Origin of the sequence: Candidatus Sodalis sp. SoCistrobi, assembly GCF_900143145.1 — a bacterium.
Lineage (GTDB): Bacteria > Pseudomonadota > Gammaproteobacteria > Enterobacterales > Enterobacteriaceae > SoCistrobi.
This window is the reverse complement of record NZ_FRDB01000341.1, coordinates 1-1,890: the sequence shown is the minus strand read 5'-3', so window position 1 is coordinate 1,890 and position 1,890 is coordinate 1. Positions and strand designations below refer to the sequence as shown.

Genomic DNA, 1,890 nt, shown 5'->3' with positions numbered 1-1,890 from the left:
AATATGTCACCAGGGTTTAATCTGACGTACAAGCTGTAAGCTTAAGGCAGAGTACAAACTCACCGGTAACATCCCAATGATCAGTTGGGGATCATTAACCTTTGAAAGTCAATGATCAAGATATAAGACTGAGGCTATACCTTAAGGTTCAGCTAGCGGCGTAACAGGCTCACCGGCGAAATGCCGCGTCAGCCGGTCCGCCAGCGCCTGCAACCCTTGTCCACTCAGGCGTTGGGCCTGGCTGTCATAATCAGGGCGAGACACCAGCTGGCGCGTCGCAGCGTCAATAAACGCTCCGGCATCAAATTCCGCGACCTGATCGCCATACTTCATGATAAAACTGCCACCCTCGTGGGTAATGATGTCATATTTACCGCCCCACAGCGCGCCTATCTGGCGCTTCAGCCGTAACGCGGCGGCCCGGCGATCCGCCGGCACCCATAGCTCCAGCGGCTCCGGCATTGACGGCGCGGGCTGTTGCGCCAGCCACTCCTCCAGCAGCAGCAACAGGTCGGTATGGGATAACGCCGCCATAAGCAGCGCACGGGCGTGCTCTTCGATCTCGCGCTGCAGCGACAAACTCAGCTGTTGACGCTCGGCGAAGAAGCCGGCCACCGTGTCTGCCGCGGCCAACACCCCTTGCTGATAGCCTTCATTTCTGGCCTGACTACGCAGCTGCTCCGCCTCTTCTGCGGCCTGTTTAAGGCATTTTACCGCCTCGCGGCGGGCCTGTTTGACTAAATCCATCGCGCAACGCTGGCGCTGGAGGTGTTCACGTTTTATCAATATACCGCCGTAAACCGGCGGCATCCGGCGTAGCGGGATGTCTCTTGGCATGTTGAAAGGCAAGTTTAAGTAATAGTCGACAAGGGGACGGTCGGGATAATCCTGAAGCATTATCCCGGCCCTCTTCCGGCCCTCTTCCGGCGGGAACAGCAGATCCAGTCGCTGGCGCAGACTGCGGGGCAAACCGTCCGCAAATGCCAGCAGTTCGTATTTTCCCCACGCTAACAGCTGTGCCGGATGCGGTACGTTTTCCGCAGGCGATGAACGCGACGCCACCAGCGGCAGCGCGGTAAATTGCCCTAACCAGTCAGGTAAGCCGGCGCCGTATCCGCCTTTGGCGAGCGACGCACGATGGCGCTGACAGGCCATCAACAGCGCGGTCTGCGGTAACAGATGCCATGCCTCGACGAACTGCCGGGGCAAGGAATGGGCGGGCAACGCCGGGCGCTCAAGGCTGAGCCCATACAGGCTTATCAGCATACCGTTAAGTATCGAGCGCTGCGCGATGCCGTCCAGACTGGTGGGCAGCGCAAAACGGGCCGGATGGATCCACGCCAGCGGATCGTACATGACGCTATCAAGGGGCACGACACTCATCGCTTATCTCGCGCGTGGGCAAGGCCGCGGCCCGTTTTTTCCGCCACCATAATCCGGCCGACAACAGCAAGGCCAGGCCGGCGCCAATGGCCCCCAGCCGCCAACCGTGCAGCGAAGCCGCCGCGGGCGGCAGGTGACGCACCGGCGGCGAATGCTGCGGCGCCGGGCGGCGGGAGAGAACCACCGAGATATGCTCATAGGCCACCTCGGCAAAGCTGTTTTTCAAAAAGCGTTTAACATCGCCTATCAGCAGCGTCGGATCACTGTCCGGCTCATAGCTGACAAGTGCGGAAAGGTGGACCGGCCGGGCCGACCTTCCGTTTTCGCCGGCGTCAATATCGTAACTGACGTGAACGCGCGCGTTGACTACCCCTTCGAGCCATAGGTATCTACACATTTATCGTGATACCTGTTATTACTTTGCAGAATGATTTCAACCTATCTGTTGGCGGGATTGACTCTCGCCTTACCCGCCGATATCAGACGCTGGTTAAACAGCATATGACG

Annotated in this window: 2 protein-coding genes; both read right to left on the bottom strand. The window is 59.0% G+C overall.

Annotated elements, in window-relative coordinates:
* Positions 1-141 precede the first annotated feature (141 nt).
* Complete coding sequence (orgB, locus tag CINSTRO3249_RS15520; RefSeq protein ID WP_084790276.1) at positions 142-1,383, bottom strand: type III secretion system linker protein OrgB; 1,242 nt, start codon at positions 1,381-1,383, stop codon at positions 142-144.
* Positions 1,364-1,780: a hypothetical protein gene (locus CINSTRO3249_RS17935; protein ID WP_074013875.1), complete on the bottom strand. Its 417-nt coding sequence runs from the start codon at positions 1,778-1,780 to the stop codon at positions 1,364-1,366. Before CINSTRO3249_RS17935 ends, orgB begins: the two co-directional genes overlap by 20 nt.
* Between the last annotated feature and the right edge of the window lie 110 nt (positions 1,781-1,890).

Bases quoted from the DNA above. Each gene is read 5' to 3' on its own strand.
- CINSTRO3249_RS17935 (WP_074013875.1), bottom strand. From the start codon at position 1,780: ATGTGTAGATACCTATGGCTCGAAGGGGTAGTCAACGCGCGCGTTCAC.
- orgB (WP_084790276.1), bottom strand. From the start codon at position 1,383: ATGAGTGTCGTGCCCCTTGATAGCGTCATGTACGATCCGCTGGCGTGG.